This is a genomic window from Methylobacterium sp. P5_C11 (assembly GCF_054049775.1).
In genome coordinates, this window is record NZ_JBFULS010000003.1 from 167508 (window position 1) to 187253 (window position 19746).

General features: G+C 69.7%; 17 protein-coding genes and 1 pseudogene. 7 read left to right on the top strand and 11 right to left on the bottom strand.

Annotated features, from left to right (window positions below):
• Nucleotides 1-123 precede the first annotated feature (123 nt).
• From ACXJKQ_RS03585 to ACXJKQ_RS03615, 7 genes are all read right to left on the bottom strand, one after another.
• Complete coding sequence (locus ACXJKQ_RS03585) at nt 124-1146, bottom strand: zinc-binding dehydrogenase (protein ID WP_457104402.1); 1023 nt, start codon at nt 1144-1146, stop codon at nt 124-126.
• Between the two features lie 8 nt (nt 1147-1154).
• Nucleotides 1155-1457 carry an SH3 domain-containing protein gene (locus ACXJKQ_RS03590; protein ID WP_457104403.1) on the bottom strand — a complete coding sequence of 101 codons (303 nt, stop codon included), beginning with the start codon at nt 1455-1457 and terminating at the stop codon, nt 1155-1157.
• Nucleotides 1458-1475: 18 nt separating this feature from the next.
• On the bottom strand, nt 1476-2243 hold the full coding sequence (locus ACXJKQ_RS03595) for an SDR family NAD(P)-dependent oxidoreductase (protein WP_457104404.1): 768 nt from the start codon (nt 2241-2243) through the stop codon (nt 1476-1478).
• The gene (locus ACXJKQ_RS03600) at nt 2240-3523 is read right to left on the bottom strand and encodes a beta-ketoacyl-ACP synthase (RefSeq protein ID WP_457104405.1); all 1284 of its coding nucleotides are present in this window, start codon (nt 3521-3523) and stop codon (nt 2240-2242) included. Before ACXJKQ_RS03600 ends, ACXJKQ_RS03595 begins: the two co-directional genes overlap by 4 nt.
• 97 nt (nt 3524-3620) lie before the next feature.
• Entirely contained in the window at nt 3621-4910 is a 1290-nt protein-coding gene (locus ACXJKQ_RS03605; RefSeq protein WP_457104406.1) for an allantoate amidohydrolase, read from the bottom strand.
• 106 nt (nt 4911-5016) lie between these two features.
• Nucleotides 5017-5478, bottom strand: a complete 462-nt coding sequence (locus ACXJKQ_RS03610; RefSeq protein WP_457104407.1) for a tellurite resistance TerB family protein — start codon at nt 5476-5478, stop codon at nt 5017-5019.
• 693 nt (nt 5479-6171) lie between these two features.
• On the bottom strand, nt 6172-7689 hold the full coding sequence (locus ACXJKQ_RS03615; protein WP_457104408.1) for a CYTH and CHAD domain-containing protein: 1518 nt from the start codon (nt 7687-7689) through the stop codon (nt 6172-6174).
• 359 nt (nt 7690-8048) lie between these two features.
• Here ACXJKQ_RS03615 and selB point away from each other — a divergent pair, with 359 nt between their 5' ends.
• On the top strand, nt 8049-9989 hold the full coding sequence (gene selB, locus ACXJKQ_RS03620; RefSeq protein ID WP_457104420.1) for a selenocysteine-specific translation elongation factor: 1941 nt from the start codon (nt 8049-8051) through the stop codon (nt 9987-9989).
• Between the two features lie 77 nt (nt 9990-10066).
• On the opposite strand, the gene ACXJKQ_RS03625 is transcribed toward selB, so the two are convergent.
• Entirely contained in the window at nt 10067-10366 is a 300-nt protein-coding gene (locus ACXJKQ_RS03625; RefSeq protein ID WP_457104409.1) for a hypothetical protein, read from the bottom strand.
• A 198-nt stretch (nt 10367-10564) separates the two neighbouring features.
• Nucleotides 10565-11791, bottom strand: a complete 1227-nt coding sequence (locus ACXJKQ_RS03630) for an MSMEG_0565 family glycosyltransferase (RefSeq protein ID WP_457104410.1) — start codon at nt 11789-11791, stop codon at nt 10565-10567.
• 393 nt (nt 11792-12184) lie between these two features.
• Between ACXJKQ_RS03630 and ACXJKQ_RS03635 the strand changes: the two genes are divergently transcribed.
• The 3 genes and pseudogenes from ACXJKQ_RS03635 to ACXJKQ_RS03645 form a co-directional block, all read left to right on the top strand.
• Entirely contained in the window at nt 12185-12955 is a 771-nt protein-coding gene (locus tag ACXJKQ_RS03635) for an SGNH/GDSL hydrolase family protein (protein WP_457104421.1), read from the top strand.
• 131 nt (nt 12956-13086) lie between these two features.
• Nucleotides 13087-13614, top strand: coding sequence for an ATP-dependent protease subunit HslV (gene hslV, locus ACXJKQ_RS03640; protein ID WP_457104422.1), 528 nt, complete (start codon nt 13087-13089; stop codon nt 13612-13614).
• Between the two features lie 536 nt (nt 13615-14150).
• Nucleotides 14151-15812 (top strand): annotated as a pseudogene (locus ACXJKQ_RS03645) (methyl-accepting chemotaxis protein); the annotation flags it as partial.
• Between the two features lie 117 nt (nt 15813-15929).
• Here the strand turns inward: ACXJKQ_RS03645 and hemC are convergent.
• Nucleotides 15930-16853: a hydroxymethylbilane synthase gene (hemC, locus tag ACXJKQ_RS03650; protein WP_457104423.1), complete on the bottom strand. Its 924-nt coding sequence runs from the start codon at nt 16851-16853 to the stop codon at nt 15930-15932.
• A 181-nt stretch (nt 16854-17034) separates the two neighbouring features.
• On the opposite strand from hemC, the gene ACXJKQ_RS03655 reads away from it, so the two are divergent.
• From ACXJKQ_RS03655 to ACXJKQ_RS03665, 3 genes are all read left to right on the top strand, one after another.
• Nucleotides 17035-17955: a metallophosphoesterase gene (locus tag ACXJKQ_RS03655; protein ID WP_457104411.1), complete on the top strand. Its 921-nt coding sequence runs from the start codon at nt 17035-17037 to the stop codon at nt 17953-17955.
• Nucleotides 17956-18165: 210 nt separating this feature from the next.
• Nucleotides 18166-18717, top strand: a complete 552-nt coding sequence (locus ACXJKQ_RS03660) for a TerB family tellurite resistance protein (protein ID WP_457104412.1) — start codon at nt 18166-18168, stop codon at nt 18715-18717.
• Between the two features lie 61 nt (nt 18718-18778).
• Nucleotides 18779-19240, top strand: coding sequence for an ABC transporter ATPase (locus ACXJKQ_RS03665; RefSeq protein WP_457104413.1), 462 nt, complete (start codon nt 18779-18781; stop codon nt 19238-19240).
• Between the two features lie 35 nt (nt 19241-19275).
• On the opposite strand, the gene ACXJKQ_RS03670 is transcribed toward ACXJKQ_RS03665, so the two are convergent.
• On the bottom strand, nt 19276-19746 hold a 471-nt coding region (locus ACXJKQ_RS03670), incomplete at its 5' end, for a carboxyl transferase domain-containing protein (protein ID WP_457104414.1).

Here is a 19746-nt window from a genome sequence, read left to right on the forward strand (position 1 = left end):
GGTACGGGCTGCCCCCCAGCGCACCCGTACGGCGACGTTTACGCCATCTCTCCCGCAGCGCGAAATGCGCGCGTCAGCGCCCTTGGACGGTGTCGTTCCGGACGGTGTTCGCGACGGCGCCCGCTAGAGGCTGACGAGGATTTTGCCGAAGACGCTGCGCGATTCGAGCCTCTCCAGACCCTGCGTGAAATCGGCGAGCGGGTACACTGTGTCGACTACGGGCCGAATGCCGGACGCCATCTTGGCAAGCGACTGACCGATATTGGCGAGCGAGCAGCCGAACGAGCCGGTGATTCGGTATTGCTGCTGGAAGAGCTGCATCAGATTCATGGTGGCCGAGACGCCCGAGGTCGACCCGCAGGTCACGAGGCGGCCGCCGCGCTTGAGACAGAGCAGGGACCCGTTCCACGTGTCGGCGCCGACATGCTCGAACACAACGTCGACGCCCTTGCGCTTCGTCAGGCGGCGGACCTCGCCCTCGAACCGCTCGGTGCGATAGTTGATGACGTGGTCGGCGCCGAGTTCGGCGGCCTTGCGGCCCTTCTCGTCGTCGCCGACGGTGGCGTAGACCGTGCAGCCGATCGCCTTGGCCATGCGGATCGCCGCCGTGCCGATGCCGGAGCCGCCGGCATGGACCAGCACGCTCTCGCCGGGCTCCAGGCGGGCGTTGTCGAACAGCATGTGTTGGACGGTGCCGAAGGCGATGCCGGCGCAGGCCGCATCGGTGTCGCTGACGCCGTCCGGCACCTTGACGACGAGGCGCGCGGGCAGCGTCACCAGTTCCCGGGCGAAGCCGTCGAGGTGGAAGCCCATCACGCCGGAAACGTCCTCGCAGAGATTGTCCCGGCCCTCGCGGCAGGCCCTGCACTGGCCGCAGGTCATCGCCCCGTACGGCACGACCCGTTCGCCCACCGCGACGGTCGTGACGCCCTCCCCCACCGACTCGACGCGCCCGGCCGCCTCGGCCCCGACGATGAGCGGCATCTTTCGCTTGGCGAAGGCCATCCCGCGAAAGCCCCAGACGTCGATGAAGTTGAGGCCGACGGCGCGGATGCGGACCTGCACCTCGCCCGGACCCGGCGCGGGCGGCGCCTCGATCTCGGTCAGGCGCAGATCGCGGTCGCCGAACAGTTGGAGGGCTCGCATCCTGTCTCTCATCGCTCCGGCGCCAGATATCGCCGCCGCGCCCAGCCCAGGACACGTCCGGCCTTCACCCGGCACCACGTGGTGCGGCTCGGCGTCTCGTTGGTGCAGCCGAAGACAAGGGCGCGGGCGCGGATCTCCCCGATCTGCTCGGCGGCCGGATCCGGCTCCGCCCGGATGCTCAGGGGCTCGCCGGGCGGCAGCCCGGAGATCCGGTAGGCCTCCGGCTCGGCCCAGGCGCGCCCCGGGGCGATCAGAGCCGCGCCGCTGAGGACGATGAGGAGGGCGAAGCTCGGGCGCATCGGCAAGGTCATCGGGTTCGGCGGCACCGGTCAGGACCGGTGGATGCCCATCATCGCGGTCAGGCCGCCGTCGACGGGCAGCACGGTCCCCGTGATGTAGGAAGCCCCCGTGCCCATCAGGAAGGTTGCGAGCGCCGCGACATCCTCCGGTCGCGCGAACCGGCCGGCGGGGATCTGGCGCTCCATCCCGTCCCGATAGGCGGCGTAACGCGCCATCATGGCCGTGTCGACGAAGCCCGGCGCGATCACGTTGACGGTGACCCCGCGTTTGGCCGTCTCGATCGCCAGGGTGCGGCAATACGCGATCAGGGCGCCCTTGGTCGCCGCGTAGGCGGCGTTGCCGGCATTGGCGCGCAGGGCGGCGACCGACCCGATCGCCACGATTCGGCCCGCGCGCGACCGGGTCATCTCCCGCAGGAGCGCCTTGGCGAGGCGCGTCAGCGAGAAGAAGTTGACCTGCATGGCGGCTTCGGCCCGCTCCTGGTCGAGCATCGCGGCGAGCGCATCGCAGGACTGGCCGGCATTGTGCACCAGGCCGTAATAGCCCGTCGCCTCCGCGGATTCGCAGAAGCGCTCCAGCGCCGCCTTGTCGGCAAGATCCAGGGCGTGGGCCGTGAAGGCGCGGTCCGGATAGGCCGCGCGCAATGTCTCCAGCAGCGTCTGCGCGGCGTCGCCCGACGCGCGATAGGTGAAGTCGACGTTCCATCCGGCCTGGGCAAGGCCGTGGACGATGGCGGCGCCGATCCCGGACGCGCCGCCGGTGACGAGGACCCGGCGGGATTCGGCCGCGGCGCTCATGCGGGTTCCGCGCCGAAGACCAGACAGGTGTTCTGGCCTCCGAACCCGAACGAGTTCGACAGCACGGTCCGTACCGGCAGTTCGCGGGCCGTTTCGACCACGTCGAGTGCGATGGTCGGGTCTGGCACCCGGTGGTTGATGGTCGGCGGGATGCGGCCGTGGCGGATCGTCAGCACCGAGACCGCCGCCTCGATGGCGCCGGCGGCGGTGAGGGTGTGACCGATCATCGACTTGATGGAGGTCACCGGCAGGGTGGCCGCGCGGTCGCCGAACACGGCGCCGAGCCCCAGGGCCTCCATCCTGTCGTTCTCCGGCGTCGAGGTACCGTGGGCGTTGACGGTGTCGATCGCCTCGGTCCCGAGCCCGGCATCCTCCAGGCTCGCGCGGATCGCCGCGATGATCGGGGCGCCATCCGGGCTGGAGCGGGTGCGATGGAAGCCGTCGCCCTTCTCGCCGCAGCCGAGGACGTAGCCGAGAATTGCGGCCCCCCGGGCGATGGCGGAGCCCATATCTTCGAGGACCAGGGCCGCCGCGCCCTCGCCCATCACGAAGCCGTCCCGATCCTTCGAGAACGGCTTCGAGGCCGCCTCCGGATCGTCGTTGCGGGTCGAGAGCGCCGAAAGTAGCGAGAAGCGAATCAGCGATTCCGGATTCACCGACCCGTCGGTGCCGATGCACAGCGCCGCCGCGGTCTCCCCGCGCCGGATCGCCTCGACGCCGAGCTGGATGGCGGTGGCCCCCGAGGAGCAGGCGGTGGAGAGGGAGATCGGCGAGCCCTTGGTGCCGAATCGGTCGGCGATGCGGTCGGCGACGGTGCCGAAGATGAACAGGTCGTGCCAGGAATCGAAACGGCGCGTCGCCGCAGCCCGGAGCAGACCGGCATAGTCGACCGGACCGTCGCCGCCCGCAGCCGCGGCCAGGGCCTGCCGCTGGGGCCACTCCATCTCCACCGGCGGGACTGCGATGAACAGCGCCCCCGGGAAATCCCCGCGCGTGCCGATCCCCGCCTGGGCGACCGCCTCCTCGGCCGCGACCGCGGCGAACCGTTCCGACAGGAGCGGCGCCACGAGCGGATCAGTGTCGAGGAAGTCGACCGTCCCGGCGATCCGCGTGCGCAGGCCGTCGGTGGGGAAGCGCGCGATGGCATGGATGCCCGACCGGCCCGCGGTCATGGCCGTCCAGGTATCCGCCTGTCCCTGGCCGAGGGAGGAGACGACGCCGATGCCCGTCACCGCGACGAGCGGCCGGCCCTTGGCGTCGCGGTACGATCGCGCGCTCATGGACCGGTCCTTACGGGATTTTCCGCCCCGGTACACCTCCGGACGGGGCATCCCGCCACCGCCCCGCGCGCGGCGGAGCGGGACCATCGGTAAGCGGTCACGCCTGCGACGGACCGGCGCCCTCCGGCAGGGGCGCATCGGCGAGGCTCAGCACCGTCTGCAACAGGACGTCGGCACCGGCCGCGCAGTCGGCCTGCGTGGCGGATTCCGCCTCGTTGTGGCTGATCCCGTCCTTGCAGGGGACGAAGATCATGGCGGCGGGGACCTTCCCGGCGAGGTTGCAGGCATCGTGCCCCGCGCCCGAGATGATCCGGCGCCGCGCATGCCCCAGGCTCTCGGCGGCCGCGTCGATCGCCGCCACGATGGCGGGATCGAACGGGACCGGCTCCTTCCGCCAGATCCGGTTGAGGGCGATCTCCAGCCGGCGACGGCCGGCGATCTCGACGGCCGCCTCGCGCAGGGCCGCCTCCATCGCGTCGAGGGTCGCGGAACGCGGGTCGCGTACGTCCACCGTGAAGGCGACCCGGCCCGGCACGACATTGCGCGATGGCGCCAGGATCGCGGCCTCGCCGATCGTGGCCACCGCGGAGGGCGCATGCGCCAGGGCGATCCGCTCGGCCGCGAGCGCGAACTCGGAGAGCGCGAGCAGCGCATCCCGGCGGCGCGGCATGGGCGTGGTGCCGGCATGGCTCTCGAAGCCGGTGATCACGCCGTCGAACCACATGATGCCCTGGCCGCCCTCGACCACGCCGATCGTCTTGCCCTCGGCTTCCAGGATCGGCCCCTGCTCGATGTGCAGCTCGACGAAGGCGCCGATCTCCCGGGTGCCCACGGCCTCGACCCCGCGGTAGCCGATGGCGTCGAGGGCCTCGGCCACCGTGGTGCCGACAGCGTCACGCTTGGCCAGGATCTCATCCGTCGTGAACTCCCCGGCATAGGCCGCCGAGGCCATCATGGCAGGGGCGAAGCGCGAGCCCTCCTCGTTGGTCCAATTGACCACCATCAGTGGCGCCTCGGTCTCGAGACCGGCGTCGTTCAGGCTGCGCATCACCTCCAGGCCGGCCAGGACGCCGAGGACGCCATCGAACTTGCCGCCCGTCGGCTGGGTATCAAGGTGCGAACCGAAGGCGACCGGCTTGCGGCTCATGTCGCGGCCCGGCCGGAGGGCGTACTGGGTGCCGAGGGCGTCCACCGAGACGGTCAAGCCGGCGGCCTCGCAGGCATCGCGGAACCAGTCGCGCACCCGGCCGTCCTCGGCCGAGAGCGTCAGGCGGTTGATGCCGCCGGCCGGCGTGCCGCCGAAGGCCGCGGTTTCCAGGATCGTCGCCCAGAGCCGCGCCGCGTTCGCGCGAAGGTTGTGGTTCTTGCTCAGGTTCATCTCGGCCATGCCGGTTCCTCTGACGGCGGAGCGCCGTGCGACGGGGTCTGTTGGGAGGGGGCCGCCAAGCCGGCGGGTCCCCTCGGGCGAGCAACGGCGATGCCAATCCGGCCTGTCAGGTGAGCGGACGCCGCACCGGATTGGCGCGAAGCAGCCCGATCGCGTCGACCCGGAGGGCGACGGCGATCTCGCCGAGGGCGCTCGCCTCGATATTGCTGATCCCGTCCTGATCGGCGACGTCCGCGGCGATCAGGAAGACGTTCTCCCGCTGGCTCTGCGGCCGCTCGGCGACCGCCGCGACGTGGCGCAGGTTCTCGGCCCGGCCCAGCCGGGTGCGCGCCCGGGCGATACCCTCGTAGAGTTCGGTCTCGAGCATCAGCGCGTCGTAGCCCTTCATCAGGACCGGGTCGGCCTTCAGGCCGTGCAGGGCCACGTCGAATTCCGGGCCGGCGACCTCGCCATCCGCCACGATGACGTTCGCGGCGGACGAAACCGCCGCCAGCATCAGAGCCTTGTCGCCGGCATAGGCCGTCACGGTACGGCCGACATGGCCGAAAAGGTCGCGCAGGAGGCTCATTCCGGAGGATCGGCCGAGGGATCGGGGGCTGCGGAGACACCAGGGATAGCAGAGGCTGGCGCGGAGGGAACCCGTCCCTTCGCGAAGGGCCTTAACCCCACGCGGCCCCGTCAGCCAGACATCCTTCGGCAACATGAGCGTGCGACTTTGTGTGCCGTCCGCGTCTTGATGCGCGACCGATGGAACGCGGCTCCGACGATCCCCCCTCAGCCGGGTCCGCGTCCGTCGTCACGCCGCCGGAGCGAAGTTCGGGCGCCCCCCAGGCCCGCGCTTCGTACCGGCGGCGGTTTCGGCCGCCCGATGGACCCTGACCGCCGGGGTCGCGGCGCGTTCCTGTCTACCGACCTCCGCGCAGCGTCGAATACTCTGATCTGCCGGTCGACATTCATCCCGTCGGAGACGATGCGCGTGGCCCGGGCGCAGGCTTCGCCCATGACGAGCGCATCCGCACCTTCGACGATGGCTGCTGGAACGCACGCCATCACGACGCCGCGGGATGCCGCGGTCAGTCCGGCGTTGAGACCCTCGTCTTGGATGACCCCACGGACGAGGCATCGGCGGGGAAGACCGCCACCAGCAGTTCGACCCTGTCGGGGTACCTCATACGCGCGCCCTGCCGGCGCCCGGGCGCAAGGTCCGGTGAATGCCGCCATGCCGCCCCGGTTTCGGGCCGGCATGGCGGCGCGTCGCGCATCAGCGCCAGAACGGCTTCACGTCGAGGAGTTCGGACCGGGCGTCGGCCGCGGCCTCGAGCAACTTCTGTGCGCCGGGGGCGTCCGGCCCCGGCATCGGCGGCCCGGACAGGCTTTCGGTCATCGCGCGGGCCGTCTCCAGGTCGTTGAGCGCCCCGAGATGGTCCTGGAGGTCCGACAGCGCGGCCCCGAACTTGTCCTGCCGGCGCAGCGCCTTCTTCTTCCGGTAAAGCCCTGCGAAGAATTCCGCGCCGTAGCGGAGTTTCTTGGCGGCGATCCGCGCCCGATGGCGGGTATGCGCATCGAGATGCTTGAGGCCGCGCCCGCGCTTCTTCAGCCGCTGGCGCGCCGTGTCGAGCACCTGCGCGGCGAAGTGGCGCCCATCGACGGCGGCATCAGGCTGCGCCGCCCAATCCCCCGTCTCGATCCAGCCGGCGAAGTCGATGATGAGCCCGCGCCACTGGGGACTCTCCAGGGTTGCCTGCACGGCCTCGTAGGCGACGGCACGCTCCGCCTCCGCCCGCTTGCCCAACGCCTCCAGGCCCGGTTCGTCGGGACGGTCCTTCGCGAGATTCGGCAACGTGTCGCTGAGGAACACGTCGAGGTTGCGGGCATGGCCGAAGGGTTCGGTCACCCGCTTGATCTCGTCGTTGAAGCCTGCGGCCCGGGTATCGCCCCCCAGCATGGGTGCGAACAGCGACAGCGCCGAGCGCAGACGTCGCAGGGAGACGCGGATCTGGTGCAAGGCTTCGGCCGGGCGACCGCCTTCCAGGAACGCGGTCTCGTTGAGTCGCATGTGGCGCAGGCAGGCGCGCGCCACGCAGCGGAAGACGTCTCCGGCGGTCGCCCCGTCGGGCAATGCCACCGGCTCGGCCTTCACCACCGCCGGCGCACGGCCTTCGAGCAGGGCGTAACCGACGGCGCTCTTGGCCTTGACCCCGAGGCGCAGCGGCACGGTCTCGGCAAGAGACTGGGCAAGTACGAACAGGTCGGCGGGGTTGCCGTCCTTGAGTTCCAGTTCGACTTCGCAGAGCGGCGCCTCGCCGGCGGGCGTTTCCACGCGGCCCTCGTCCAGCGTCACCAGCACGCGCGAGTCGCCCTGCTCCACCGGGATCTCACGCCGCATCACCACGGTGGCGAACAGCCGCTCCGGCGTCGCATCGGCCTTTTGCAAGACCGCCTCGGCCGCCGTGTCGGCCCAGGCCGCGGGATCGGGTGCCTCCCCGGCAATCTCGGTCTCCCACTCCGCCCGATCGAACAGGCCGACCCCGGCGCCCCCTGCCTTCACGGTCTGGATGTACCGGCCGCCCTTGGCGCGGACGCGCAGCGTCAGGCCCGCCTCCCGAAGGGCACGGTCGGGCGTGTCGTAGTAGGTCGTGACCAGCAGTTCCGGCTCGTTCGCGGATGCGTGCTCCAGTCGTGGATGGGACGCGAGCGCTGTCAGGTCCGGACCGGCGCAATCGAGCTTCAACTCGACCTCGCGGGGTTCAGCAGCGGCATGGCTTTCGGTGTCGCTCATATGCTCCTCTTCGTGACCTGCCTCGCCCAACGATGCAGGCATCTTCTTCGGTCGCATCGAGCCACGCGGGAGCGGCATCGGGGCGTGACCGTCCGACGCACCGCATTCAGCAAAGGCGGCGGCGCCTGCGGCGTCAAGCCGAGACAGAGCGGTCGGCTTCATCCGAGGGATGCTGCACTGCGTTAAAATCGCGCTTTCCCAAAACGGCACGGCGTGGCAAGACAAGTTGTCCACAATCCTTCTGCCTCGCTCGCCCCGGCTCCGACCGTCTGGCGGCTCACGGCGCGCTGCAGCGCCGGTGCGGCGGATCCCCCTTCCGAGCGAGCGGTGCGCCCCGGGTGGACGGCGGCATCGTGGAGATGGTCCGGTCGGTGACTGTTTTGAAAACACTCCTCGTTGGCGTGATCGGGCACGTCGATCACGGCAAGACCGCGCTGGTGCGTGCGCTCACGGGCATCGAGACCGACCGACTGAAGGAGGAACGCGCCCGCGGCGTGTCCATCGTACCGGGCTTCGCGCTGCTGACATCCGAGCGGGGCGAGATCGACCTCGTGGACCTGCCAGGCCACGAACGCTTCGTCCGCGCTATGGTGTCCGGTGCGACCGGGATGCGGGCGGTGCTGCTGGCGGTGGACGCACAGGAGGGCATCAAGCCGCAGACCGTGGAGCATCTCGAGATCGCCCGGCTCATCGGCGTGCGCCGCGGCGTGCTCGCGCTGACCAAGGCGGATCTGGCGGCTCCCGAGACGGTCGCGGCGCGGGCGGCGGAGATCGCCGCCGCCGCGTCCCGGGCCGGGATCCAGGCCAGCCCGGTCATCGCCACGTCGACGGTCACGGGCGCCGGCCTCACCGAACTCGCGGCGGCGCTCTCGGCGCTGCTGGAGGATGCGGAACCGGGCGGGGATGACGGCTTCCCGTACCTGCCTGTCGACCGGGTCTTCTCCCGTTCCGGGTTCGGGACCGTGGTCACGGGCACGCTGCGACGCGGGCCGCTCGCCGTCGGCGATACCGTGGAGATCGTCCCCGGTGGGCGCACGGCCGTCGTGCGAAGCCTCCAGATCCATGGTAGGCCCGTGGAGCAGGCTGCGCCCGGCCGCCGCACGGCAGTCGCCCTGCGCGGCATCGGGGTCGACGAGATCGCCCGTGGGCAGGCGCTGTCGCTGCCCGGCCTCCTGGCTCCCAGCGCCTGGCTCGACGTGTCGATCACCGCGGCCGCGAGCGCCGCGGCCGCTCTGGCGGGGGGCACAGGCTGTCGCCTGCTGTTCGGGACCACCGAGGTCGAGGCCCGTCTGCGCCTGCTCGACCGCGAGGCACTGGAGCCCGGGGCGAGCACGCAGGCTCAATTGCATCTCGCGGAGCCGGTGGCGGTGCCGGCGCGGGAGCCCTTCGTGCTGCGGCTCGACTCGCCGCCGGCCACCGTGGCGGGTGGGCGCATCCTCGATCCGGCGAGCCGCCGCCGGCGGCGCCACGAACCACGGGTCATGGCCGATCTCGCCGCCCTCGCAGCGGGGCGGCCGGCGGAGGTGATCGCGGTGCGCCTGGGGCAGTTGGGAGCTGCGGGAGCGCAGCTGCTCGAACTCGCCCGGCTTGCCGGCCTGGCGCCGGACCGGGTGCAGCCGTTGCTGTCCGCGTCCGGCGCCCGCACGGTCGGCGACCGCCAGATCGGGGCTCCGGCTTTCGACGCCCTGCGCGCCGGCACCCTCGCCAGCCTGTCGCATCACCATCGTGATCACCCGATGGAGCACGGCATCGCCCTGGAGCGCTTAGCCCGGACGCTCGCGATTCCCGAGGCGGTGACGGGCGCGGTCCTGCGGGACCTCGCGATGGCGGGCGCCGTCGTCCAGGCCGGCACCCTGTGGCGCCGCACCGATTTCGATCCGGCCCGTAACGAGAGCGAGGCCGCCCGCCGGCTGGAGCAGGTGTTTCGCCGGGCCGGCCTCAATCCACCCGACGAACCCGAGGCCGTCGGCCGGGACGTCCGGCGCCGCGAGGCGCTCACCTACTTGGTAGGAGCCGGCACGGTGATCCGCGCCGTCGACCGGGTTCAGCGCCGGGCCGTGCTGTTCCACCGGGACGCGGTGGCCGGCGCGAAGAGCCGCCTCGTCGAAGCCTTTCCCGAGGCCGGGACCCCCGAGACCGGCTTCCTGGCCCGGGAGGCCGGCGCGGCGCTCGGAATCTCGCGGAAGTTCTCGATTCCGCTCCTCGAACACCTCGACGCAACGGGCTTCACCCGTCGGACCGGCGATCGCCGGGTCATCGTGGGCCTCGAATCCGGCCGGACGGGGCCAGATGCGCGCTAGTCTTGCAGCGGAGCGGCGCTCGGTCCGGCGAAACCGTTCAGCCTGCTGAAGCGCTGGCAGGTCGACGCTTCAGCGGTCTAGAAATCCGCCCCGAACCAGTCGCCGGCACCCGGCTCGTAACACGTGTAGCCGATCAGGCAGTTCGGGTTGTCTCGGGTCGGCCTGAACGCGCGCTTGGCGACCTCGGTGGGTTCGCAGAACGAGCGGTCGCGGACGAAGCGGTCATAGGTCATGCCGCCGGTCCCGAGAACCAGGGCACCCCGCATCTGGACCAGACGCATCGTCTGCTGGCAGGTCATGGCCGTGCTTGACGGGCGCGTCTGCGCCGCCGCCGGTGACACCGCCAGAACGAGGGCCGCCGCGATGCGCGTGATCATCGCCCGAGTCTGCCTCCCCGCCATCGGCCGGCTCGAACATCCCGGCGCCGGGACTCACGCCCGGACGCTGTTCACCGCAAGGGGCGTCTGGCTGTGCCGTCCGGAACCGCAACGATCCGCGCCGTCGGAAGATCCTTCGAAATCCGGCAATCGGCGGGAGCCGCGACAGCCGTCCGGCCTGCGGATGGGGGTCGCATCTCAGGCCTCGCCAGGGATCCGCAGCGTGTTCCAGGCCGCCGCACCGGTGGCAGCCGGCACGAGCAGCGGCGTCCCGGGGACGAGCTCGGCATAGGTCGGCAGGTGACGCGCCGCGCAGGCTTCCCAGACATGGGCGCGGGCGACCTCGCGACCAGCATTGCGCAGACGGCCCCGCCGACCCGGCTCCAGGCTGACCCGCATGGCCGCCGCGATGGCGTCCGTGTCCTCCGGGTTCACCGACAGGGCCTCGCCGGGGGCGAGATATTCGGTGAACGGCGGCCGGGCGGGGACGATGACCGGGGTGCCGCAGGCCATGGCCTCTAGCACGCACAGGCCGTAGGCCTCCATGAGCGAAGGCAGGACGAGGGTGTCGGCGATCCGGTAGAGGCCCGGCATGTCCTCCTGCGCCACGGGGCCGGTGCGGATCACCGGCCTGCCGGGTCCGACTTCGAGCCCCGCGCGTTCGAGGGCCGCGGCACATCGGGCGGCGTAGCCGGCCTGCTCGAGCAGCGTGGGGCCGCCGGCCACGACGAGCTGCGCGGCGGGACAGGCCCGTCGTAGGATCGCGAAGGCCTCGATGATCGCGAGCGTGTTCTTGCGTGGCTCGAAGCCGCCGACGCTGAGGAAGACCGGGCCGCCGCCGAGGCCGAGACGCCGGCGGAGTCCATCGTCCTCCGGTCCGGGATCGGGCGTATAGGTCGTCCCGTCCACGCCGTTGCCGACGATGTCGGCCCGGGCACCGTATTCGGCCGCCAGAGTCGCGGCCCAGGTCCGGCTCACGCAGAGCAGGCGCCCGGCATCGACGATCGCCCGCTCCTCCCAATGCGCCAATTGCGGGTCGGCGAAGGTGTCGATGTAGTGGACGGTCCGCACGAAGCCCGGGATCAGGCGGCGCCGGGTCAGGGTCGCGAGCGCGTTGCCGCTGATCCGGCAATGGGCGTGGAAGACGTCGAAGTCGCAGGCCGCCGGGGTCGAGAAATGCGCGAGGTAGTCGGCGATGCGGGTGCCGACCAGCGCGGAGGCCGGTCCCGCCACCGGTTTGGCCGCGACAGAGATCACTGGACAGCGCGCCGCCCGGAAGAAGCCGCGCCCGGTCGGGTCGGGGGCATGGACGACCGCCTCGTGCCCGAGGCCGCACAGGGCCTCTCCGAGAGCCAGGGCGTGCACCACGCCACCGCGCGGATTGGTCGAGTGCGTGAGGATCGCGATGCGCAAGCGGCCGACCATGGGACGGTTCACCGAGGCCCGCAGCCGGTCGGGGGGCGCGCGCCCGCAGGCCCCGACCACGGTCCCCGCCGCCCTCCGGAGGTCCGCGGTATCCCGGTCGCATGGTTCGTGCCGCGTGAGGCTCCCGACGCCGCGGAATGGCTGGATCGCGATATGGCGGGTCCGAGCGGCACGCTGCAGCCATGCACATCCGCCCCGGACATCAGCGCCAGCCCCGCCACCGCATTGGCGCCTAATTTTGTGTTACGAATTCACTTTCTTTTCAAACGCGGCACGGAACCGCTCTTTTCAGGGCCGTGTGTCAGATTGTATCTCTCGTTCACGAGATCTGGAGCCGTCCGTCCCGTGTCCCAGTCGCCGAACACTGCCGTCGCCAAGCGCCCCGCCCGCACGATGCTGCGCCGCCTCGGGCTGCTCGGGGCGCTGCTGGTCCTGCCGACGGCGGTCCTCGCCTACGCGGACCTCCTGCCCGAATCGCTGGACATGCTGGGCCTCGACCTCGGCACGAGCCCGGATCTGCCGCATGTTGCCCGGCAGATCGCCATCGGCGCACCCTTGAAGATCGTGGCCTTCGGCTCGTCCTCCACGGAAGGCGTCGGCGCATCGAGCCCGGCCAACACCTATCCCGCCCGCCTTCAGATGGACCTGCGCAAGCGGCTGCACGGGATGGATGTGGCGGTCGTCAATCGCGGCATCGGCGGCGAGCACGTGGACGACATGCTGGCGCGGCTCGACCGTGACGTCATCGCAGCCGAGCCCCAACTCGTGATCTGGCAGACCGGCAGCAACGATCCGCTGCGTGGAGTGGCGATCGATCATTTCCGCGACGTCACGGTCGCGGCGATCCGGCGGATCCGGGAGGCCGGCATCGATGTGGTGCTGATGGAACCGCAATGGTGCCCGAAGCTGGAGGCCACGCCGGGCGCCTCCCGTTTCCTCGATGCGGTGCGCAGCATCGGCGAAGAACTCGATGTCCCGGTGATTCGCCGAGCCGACCTCATGCACGGGTGGGTGCGCGAGGGCAGGCTGACCACGAAGCAGCTCTTCGCCTCCGACGGCCTGCACATGGCGGATCGCGGCTATGCCCTCCTGGCGGAGGCGGCGGCACAGTCGATCCTGCAGGATGCGGGACCCGTGCGGACCACAGAGGCGGTCGCGGAATAGCGGGTGTCCGCCGTCTCCACGGTCGCGCTGGACTCGGCCGGCGAGGCTCCCCATCTCGGCGCGGTCGAGAGCGGAGCCGAATCTTGAGCCAGGACGCATTCAGGTACGACGACCGGGGCACGCCCCCACAGATGCACGCGACGACGATCCTGATGGTGCGCAAGGGCGGCCGGGTCGTGATCGGTGGCGACGGTCAGGTCAGCCTCGGCCAGACCATCGTGAAGGGGAATGCCCGCAAGGTCCGCCGTCTCGCCAAGGGTTCGGTGATCGGCGGTTTCGCGGGCGCGACGGCCGACGCCTTCACCTTGTTCGAGCGTCTCGAAGCCAAGCTGGAGCAGTATCCAGGCCAGCTCACACGGGCCTGCGTCGAACTCACCAAGGACTGGCGGACGGATCGCTATCTGCGCCGGCTCGAGGCGATGATGCTCGTCGCCGATCGTGAGGTCAGCCTGCTCCTATCTGGCTCGGGGGACGTGCTGGAGCCCGAGAGCGGGGTCATGGCAATCGGCTCGGGTGGAAACTACGCCCTGGCCGCCGCCCGCGCCCTCGAGGACGGCGACCTCGACGCCGAGGCGATCGTGCGGCGGGCCATGGCGATCGCGGCTGAGATCTGCGTCTACACCAACGGCAACCTCGTGATCGAGGCGCTGGACGCCTGACCCCCTCGGTTTGGGTCGCGCGGGCCATCTGCGCGTCACTTCAGCCCTGCTTCCCAATCGAATCTGACTTGCCCCATCGGCGTCGGCCCCCGCTCCGACTGTTCCGAAGCGCTTGCGACGCGCGACAGGCGTGCGCGGGCGGCGGCGCTCGCGCTCCGCACCGCCTGCCCCCCCTGGGGACCGGAAATCCCACGCACTGGGCCGCACAGCGAGATCTTCATCGGCCAGATCGTGCGCCAGTCGGGCTCGATGTTTTTGAGTCATTCCGAACCGTAGAAACAAACTTGCTTCCTGCCATCGAGAAATATTAAGTGCGGACCTGGTATTCATATTGGTATTGATCAGATTTTTGATCGCCTAAAAACGATCTGATCGATCCAAAACAGACGTCGTACCGGCATCACAATTTTATATCGCTCACGTCGGGGCGATATTTAGATTTAACGCGGAAAGTAATGGAAAATTTACACAGCATCGATTAATAAATTTGCGATTTCAAAATTTACCCAAAAGAAGACTGACGTCAGGACTATTCCATGCGCTCGCTCAACGATGTCCGTATCGTCACGAAACTTTCGACTGCCTTCGGCACGCTGGCTGCAGTCACCATCGGCATAAGCGCAATCGGATACACGCATCTCGCGTCGATCCAGCACGTGAATTACCAAACCGAGCATTCTTACAAGGTCATCTCCGCCCTCGATGGCTTGGCGCGGTCGATGGTCAACCAGGAAACCGGCCTGCGCGGTTACCTGATCTCCGGCGACCCGAAGTTTCTCGACCCGTTCCGCAGCGGGCAGACCGCCTACAAAATCGCCCTGGAGGCCGCAAAGACGCTCACCGCGGATAACGGCGCTCAACAAGGTCGTCTGGAGGCCGTGAACCACTCCGCGGAAACTTGGTCGAAGGAGATCGCCGCGAAAGCAATTGCCCTCGTCGCGGAGGGCAACCTCGACCAGGCGCGCCGATTCGAGGCCAGCGGAGCCGGAAAGGCGTCCATGGACGCCTTACGCGCGCAGATCGCCGAGACCGAAACAGCAGAACGGGATCTTCTCACCGCCCGCAGCGCCGAGCAGGCGCGTTCGTTCAGCGCGGCCTATCTCGCGAGCTTCCTCGGCAGCATCGCGAGCGTCGTCATCGCCGCGCTTCTGGCCTTCCTGGTCTTCGCGATGTTGACGCGGCCTCTGGCTCGGCTTGTCGCGGTGCTCCAAAGGATGGCTCGGGGCGAGATCGAAGCCGAAATCCAGGAAGCGCAGCGCGGCGACGAAATCGGTGCGGTTGGCCGCGCCGTCGACGGCATCAAGGCCATGGTCGCCAAGAAGGCCGCAGAGGAAGCCGAGATGAAGCGGATCGCCGATGCGGCCGCCGCGGCCGAACGACGCCGGACCATGGTCGAACTGGCCGACAGCTTCGACCGCGCCGTCGGCGGGATCGTCGGGCGGGTCTCATCGTCGGCGACCGAACTCCAGGCGACCGCCCGGGCCATGTCGGCCACGGCGTCCGAGACGTCGAGCCAGTCGACCACGGTGGCGGCCGCCGCCGAGGAAGCCGCCTCCAACGTCAATACCGTGGCGGCAGCCGCCGAGCAGCTCGGTTCCTCCGTCCAGGAGATCGGCCGGCAGGTGGACGGCTCCGCGCATCTGGCCCAGCGCGCCGTCTCTGACGCCGATCAGACCAGCGCCCGCGTGCAGGAGCTGAGCGCCGCCGTCTCGCGGATCGGCGACGTCGTCGGCCTGATCTCGACCATCGCCGGCCAGACGAACCTGCTGGCCCTCAACGCCACCATCGAGGCGGCCCGCGCCGGCGCCGCCGGCAAGGGCTTTGCGGTCGTGGCCGCCGAGGTGAAGGCCCTGGCCGAGCAGACCGCGAAGGCGACCCAGGAGATCTCCGGCCAGATCGCCCAGATCCAGGCCTCGACCGGGCAGGCGGTGACCGCGATCGGCGGCATCACCGAGCGGATCCGGGAGATCAGCGGCGTGGCGACCTCGATCGCCGCCGCGGTGGAGCAGCAGGGCGCGGCCACCCAGGAGATCGTCCGCAACGTCGCGCAGGCGGCCCTCGGCGCCGGCGAGGTGACGAGCAACATCTCCGGCGTCGCCGGCGCGGCGGAGGAGACCGGAGCCGCGGCCAGCCAGGTTCTCGGCGCCGCCGCCGAGCTGTCGCGGCAATCCCACGCCCTGACCGCAGAAGTCGGTCGAGCCGATTCGCGAGCCTGTCGCCGCGAACGCCCGACCCGCGGGCGCAGATCTAAAGGCCGCCTGTGCGAAGCCCGGTTCGCGGAGATGCGATCAGGCGCCGTCGCGCACCGCCACGAATCACTGCAGGTGGCGGGTGTAGGTGTCCCCGGCCGCCGCCTTCAGGGCCGCGCCCGCCTCACGGCCGATCCGTTCCGCTTCGGCCGCCGGACCCTGCCGGGACGCCGACCAATGCCGACTGCCGTCCGGCAGGAAAAGCAGGCCGTCGATCCGCAGAGTTTCACCGTCGATCTGCGCCAGGGCGGCAATCGGCGTCCGACAGGATCCGTCCAATTCGGCGAGAAGCGCCCGCTCGGCCGAGACCGCTGTGGTGGTACGGGCGCAGGCGATGGGTGCCAGGAGGTCGCGGATCGCGGCGTCATCCGAGCGGCACTCGATCCCCAGCGCTCCCTGGGCGACCGCCGGAAGCATGTCCTCAACGGAGAGGATGCTGCGGGCCATGCCCTCCAGTCCGAGCCGCTGGAGTCCCGCCAGGGCGAGCAGCGTCGCGTCGCACTCGCCGGCCTCAAGCTTGCGCATCCGGGTGTTGGCGTTGCCGCGCAGCGGGACCACGCGCAGATCGGGCCGGCGCATCAGCACCTGCGCACCGCGACGCAGCGAAGACGTTCCGACCCGGGCACCGGCCGGCAGCCCCGCAAGCCCGTCCGCATGCGGCGACAGGAACGCGTCCCGCGGGTCGTCGCGCTCGAGGATGCAGGCGATGGCGAGCCCCTCCGGGAGCCATGTCTCGACGTCCTTCATCGAATGGACGGCGACATCGACTTCGCCGGCGAACAGCGCCTGCTCAAGCTCTTTGGTGAAGAGGCCCTTTCCGCCGATCTCCGAGAGGGGCCGATCGAGGATCTTGTCGGCGACCGTGGTGACAACCACCAGCTCGGTCTCCAATCCTGGATTGGCCGCCACGATCCGGTCGCGCACCATGCCGGTCTGCGCGAGCGCCATCGGAGAGCCGCGGGTGCCGATGCGCAGAGGGCGGTTCAACATCTGGTTCCGGATCGCTTCGTGGGCCACGACACTGCCTTATAGACTGCGCGCGGCGACAGGCCACGGTCCCTCTGGCAGTTTCGGACAGTCATAGCGCCGCCTTGAAATCCCGCCCCGCTTTCGCCGGACTGGCCGCCTAGCGGGACAGGAGCCAGTCCCCGAGTCCACAGGCGTTGTCGCGATGCTGATCCTGCCGAGCCGACGGCAATTCCTGACCGGGCTCGTCGCGGGTGCAGGCCTCACCACCGCAACGGGCGTCTACGCCTTCGACATCGAGCCGATGCACCGGCTGGTGGTCACGTCCTACGCGCCCGACCTGCCGAACTGGGATCCGGCGCTCCGGTTGCGAGTGGCGGTGCTCGCGGATTTTCACATCTGCGAGCCGTACATGCCGTTCGATCGCGTGGCGCAGATCGTCGAGGCCACCAACGCTCTCGAGCCAGATCTCGTCCTGTTGCTCGGCGATTATCCGGCCGGGCGGATCGCGTGGCGCAAGCTGCCGCTGAGCCAGTTCGCCCGGATGATGACCGAACTCAAGGCGCCCCTCGGGACGCACGCGATCCTGGGCAATCACGATTGGTGGGACGATGACGCGGTCCAGAGGTCCGGTCGCGGCGTGCCGGCGGTCCGCCGCCTTCTGGAGGCGCAGGGTATCCCGGTGCTGGAGAACCAGGCCGTGCGCCTGCAGAAGGACGGACGTCCGTTCTGGCTGGCCGGACTAGGGGATCAGCAGCCGTTCTTCCACGCCTGGAACACGTTTAGCTTGGCCGACCTGCCGCGGACCCTTGCGGCGGTCACCGACACGGCCCCCGTGATCCTGATGGCGCATGAGCCCGACATCTTCGTGGCCGTGCCCGACCGCGTTTCCCTGACGCTGGCCGGGCATACCCATGGGGGCCAGATCCGGCTGCTCGGCCACGCGCCGGCGATTCGGAAGGTCCAGGGGCACGACTATTCCTACGGACACGTCGTGCAGGACGGTCGCCACATGATCGTCTCCGGCGGCTTCGGGATGAGCCGGATCCCGGTGCGAATGGGCGTCCCACCGGAGATCGTCTTCCTGGAACTCGGGCCGGGTGCCGACTCGCCGGCCGCCACGTGAGCAGTAGAGCCCGATGCGTTCCCGGTCCCAGCGCTCGGGCGGGACGCGCGGATGCCGCCTGTGAAAGTATACGTGTGGCATCCGCAAGCAGTTCATCCTAAAATCCGGATGCTATTAAGAAAATTTCCAGCAAACAAATAGCATGCGCGTCGATTTGACACACAATGTCGTGCATGGGACGGTCCCGTACCGATTCGATAGGGGACGCTCATGCCGATCCTGCTCGGCCTCATCGCCATCATCGCCGCAGGACTGTTCTGGATCTTGCGGGTGCACGGGACCGTCAAAGGTCTCCAGGCGGTCGACCGGGACACGAAGGGCCTCCAGCGCCGGGCACTCTCGACCTTGGCGGGACTCGTCGGAACGCCGCTGCAGCGCGTGCGCGACCCGCGTCTGGCGGCGGTCATCCTGATGATCCAGATCGTTCGAACCGGCAGCACGCTGACCGCCAGCGAGAAGACGCGAATCCTGGAATACATGGAGACGCCGCTGGAGGTGGACCGGATCTCGGCCACTTTCGAGCGCGCCTGGGGCTACACGCATGCGCGGCTTCCGTTCTCGCAGGTCGCCGACGCGCTGGCGCCGCTGCTGCGCGACGCACTGACGCTTTCCGAGCGGACCGCGCTGATTGCCATGCTGAAACATGTGGCCGGAGCCCACTCGCCGCCCAGCGAGTTGCAGCGTGAGGGGATTGCGCGCCTGAAGCGCCGCCTTCTCGCCGGTGAAGGCCGAAACCTGGAGCGGCGGGGCGAAGCCGTCTGATCCGATCGGGGAACGATGCCGCGCCGCTCGTTTTTCGGCGGTCTCGCGCTAGATCGCCGTGATGCGCGCGCTTCTGCCTATTCTCATCCTGACCGCCCTGACGGCCGGTGCCGAATCCGCCCGGGCGCAATCGTGTGATGCCCTGGTCGCCAGGGTAACGTCTGAGACAGCGGCCAAGACCGCCGAGCGCCGCAGTGACTACGCCAGTTTCACGGTCGGTTCGGACATGACCCTGACGCTGGCCTGCGGCATCCCCGACCTGTCGTCCTTGGGTGCGCAGTTCCGCGGCGCCAATCCGCCGGACAGCTATTACGACCTGTTTGGGCAGGCCGGGCACGCGGTCACCGGCATTGACGCTGCGGTGATCACCGAAGCGGCGCATCGCGCCCAGGCGACCGCGACGAAGCTGCGCCACAGCAGTGTTGACCTCGGCGGAGCCCGGGTCACGTGCTCGTCGATGATCTCACCCGACAAGGGGCCGCTGACGCTCTGCGCGGTCATCGAGAACAGCGACCGCAGCTGAGGCCGGCCGGCAAGCCGCCGGCCGGCGATTCCGGTTCAGAGCGGGATGTTGTCGTGCTTCTTCCAGGGTTGCTCCATCTTCTTGGTGCGTAGCATGCCGAGCGCCCGGGCGATCCGGCGCCGGGTTGAGTGAGGCATGATGACTTCGTCGATGTAGCCGCGCTCGGCCGCGACGAACGGAGACAGGAAGCGGTCCTCGTACTCCCCGGTCCGGGCCGCGATTTTCTCGGGGTCGCCCAGTTCGCTGCGGAAGATGATCTCCACGGCGCCCTTGGCACCCATCACGGCGATCTGCGCGGTCGGCCAAGCGTAGTTCACATCGGCGCCGACATGCTTCGAGGCCATGACGTCGTAGGCGCCGCCGAAGGCCTTGCGGGTGATGATCGTCACCAGCGGCACGGTCGCCTGAGAATAGGCGAACAGGAGCTTCGCCCCGTGCTTGATGAGGCCACCGTATTCCTGGGCCGTGCCCGGAAGGAAGCCCGGTACGTCGACGAAGGTGACAAT

Coding starts and splice junctions, on each gene's coding strand:
- ACXJKQ_RS03585 (WP_457104402.1), bottom strand. CDS start 1,146: ATGCGAGCCCTCCAACTGTTCGGCGACCGCGATCTGCGCCTGACCGAG.
- ACXJKQ_RS03590 (WP_457104403.1), bottom strand. CDS start 1,457: ATGACCTTGCCGATGCGCCCGAGCTTCGCCCTCCTCATCGTCCTCAGC.
- ACXJKQ_RS03595 (WP_457104404.1), bottom strand. CDS start 2,243: ATGAGCGCCGCGGCCGAATCCCGCCGGGTCCTCGTCACCGGCGGCGCG.
- ACXJKQ_RS03600 (WP_457104405.1), bottom strand. CDS start 3,523: ATGAGCGCGCGATCGTACCGCGACGCCAAGGGCCGGCCGCTCGTCGCG.
- ACXJKQ_RS03605 (WP_457104406.1), bottom strand. CDS start 4,910: ATGGCCGAGATGAACCTGAGCAAGAACCACAACCTTCGCGCGAACGCG.
- ACXJKQ_RS03610 (WP_457104407.1), bottom strand. CDS start 5,478: ATGAGCCTCCTGCGCGACCTTTTCGGCCATGTCGGCCGTACCGTGACG.
- ACXJKQ_RS03615 (WP_457104408.1), bottom strand. CDS start 7,689: ATGAGCGACACCGAAAGCCATGCCGCTGCTGAACCCCGCGAGGTCGAG.
- selB (WP_457104420.1), top strand. CDS start 8,049: ATGGTCCGGTCGGTGACTGTTTTGAAAACACTCCTCGTTGGCGTGATC.
- ACXJKQ_RS03625 (WP_457104409.1), bottom strand. CDS start 10,366: ATGATCACGCGCATCGCGGCGGCCCTCGTTCTGGCGGTGTCACCGGCG.
- ACXJKQ_RS03630 (WP_457104410.1), bottom strand. CDS start 11,791: ATGGTCGGCCGCTTGCGCATCGCGATCCTCACGCACTCGACCAATCCG.
- ACXJKQ_RS03635 (WP_457104421.1), top strand. CDS start 12,185: ATGCTGCGCCGCCTCGGGCTGCTCGGGGCGCTGCTGGTCCTGCCGACG.
- hslV (WP_457104422.1), top strand. CDS start 13,087: ATGCACGCGACGACGATCCTGATGGTGCGCAAGGGCGGCCGGGTCGTG.
- hemC (WP_457104423.1), bottom strand. CDS start 16,853: ATGTTGAACCGCCCTCTGCGCATCGGCACCCGCGGCTCTCCGATGGCG.
- ACXJKQ_RS03655 (WP_457104411.1), top strand. CDS start 17,035: ATGCTGATCCTGCCGAGCCGACGGCAATTCCTGACCGGGCTCGTCGCG.
- ACXJKQ_RS03660 (WP_457104412.1), top strand. CDS start 18,166: ATGCCGATCCTGCTCGGCCTCATCGCCATCATCGCCGCAGGACTGTTC.
- ACXJKQ_RS03665 (WP_457104413.1), top strand. CDS start 18,779: ATGCGCGCGCTTCTGCCTATTCTCATCCTGACCGCCCTGACGGCCGGT.